The organism is Acinetobacter sp. YH01010 (assembly GCF_013420775.1).
GTDB classification, from domain to species: Bacteria; Pseudomonadota; Gammaproteobacteria; order Pseudomonadales; family Moraxellaceae; genus Acinetobacter; species Acinetobacter amyesii.
In genome coordinates, this window is sequence record NZ_VOYF01000062.1 from 1 (window position 1) to 1,493 (window position 1,493).

Sequence of the window (1,493 nt, forward strand, 5' to 3'; positions counted from 1 at the left end):
TCTGGTCACACAACGCTGACACAAATCCTTTTGAGTGTTTGACATAGAAAGGTACTAAAAAGCCTATTACGGGGGCTTTTTTTTTGCCTGTTTCTTGAGAAACGCGGAAGCGTGCATTCTGAAAATTCTCTCCAGTAGTAACCGAGGGGGCGGAGTTGCCCCCGACTGCATGGATTCTGCTCTAAAAACCTCTTTTCCCTGATTACAAAGCCCTCTATGCTGTAATCAGGTTTTTTTTAGCCATCCCGAATGGGTGGCGACGCAATTTCAAGGAAAATTAAGCGGGCGACGCACTCGCATCCGACATCCCGACGGCTCGCGCGGGTGCGGTGCGAAAAAGGAGCAAAGCGTGTCCCGTCCACTTATTTAATAGTGGACTCTACTCCACGTGATGGAGTTTTTATAACCAATTTCGGCTTTCTTATTTTCCCCTCGCTTTCCGATTATTTCCCCCTTGGGGAATTAATCAGAACCTTAGCGAGCGAAAAATAAAAACCCGACCATATTGAATATGATCGGGTTTCGTTTTATATTCGATGCACGGTTATTAATTCCTGGCAGAATTAATAACGAAAGTTATGTGAGCTAGAACTCGACATAAGATTCAAGATAAATCCTCGTGCTGTGAAATTATTATAACTGCTCTAGGACTAAAATAAATCCCTCTTTCGTTCTTAATTGCTTCAGATAGTTAATTTCCGTCCTTTTTGTGGGTGGAAGGCTTGGTGACGCCAGCGCAAAATTGATTAAGTCTGTTACTGGGGTATCTGAACAAAGCAGACAACGGCATGAGTAGTCATAAAACGCTGATCGTGAGTATATTGGGGTAATCCCTTGCGGTGATCATTTAAAAGCGTTTATAGGCGGTTTTGGACGTGTTCAGGGGGTGACGTAAGCCCTAACCAAAACAAGCGCAGCATTACGCTGTGATGCGCTCCTGTGAAACGATGGCTCGGCTCCGTAGTGATGCTCCTTTGTTTCCGGCAATACTCCTAGGGCGTGACACGCTCTAGGGTGAGTATTGCCTGATCTTCTCCAACTCTCACCATAATGATAATTCACTACTTAGGCTTTTTATGAAAAATTTAGATTTAAATCAAATACTTCAAAATGAAAAAAACAAGTTTTTAGATGAAAAACACTTAGATTGGTATGTTGAAACTTACATCAGAAACTATCCTGAATTTCTTCAAATGGACTATCAGAAAGCTATGGATCTTGCTAAACAACACTTTCAAGATTATGAAGTATTGACACAATACATAGTTGACCTGAATAATGCCTATATCAGTGCTAAATCATATCTTGGCATTGAGTAGAAACTTTTGCTTAACAGCCATCATTGCGGGATGAAGTTTTTATTTGCTCTGGTCACACAACGCTGACACAAATCCTTTTGAGTGTTTGACATAGAAAGGTACTAAAAAGCCTATTACGGGGGCTTTTTTTTTGCCTGTTTCTTGAGAAACGCGGAAGCGTGCATTCTGAAAATT

General features: G+C 41.5%; 1 protein-coding gene. It reads left to right on the top strand.

The genetic code is table 11. The annotated features are described in order from the left end of the window. Positions 1 to 1,076: 1,076 nt before the first annotated feature. Positions 1,077 to 1,319: a hypothetical protein gene (locus FTT77_RS17155; RefSeq protein ID WP_180182533.1), complete on the top strand. Its 243-nt coding sequence runs from the start codon at positions 1,077 to 1,079 to the stop codon at positions 1,317 to 1,319. The last annotated feature ends 174 nt before the right edge of the window (positions 1,320 to 1,493 follow it).

Bases quoted from the DNA above. Each gene is read 5' to 3' on its own strand.
- FTT77_RS17155 (WP_180182533.1), top strand. From the start codon at position 1,077: ATGAAAAATTTAGATTTAAATCAAATACTTCAAAATGAAAAAAACAAG.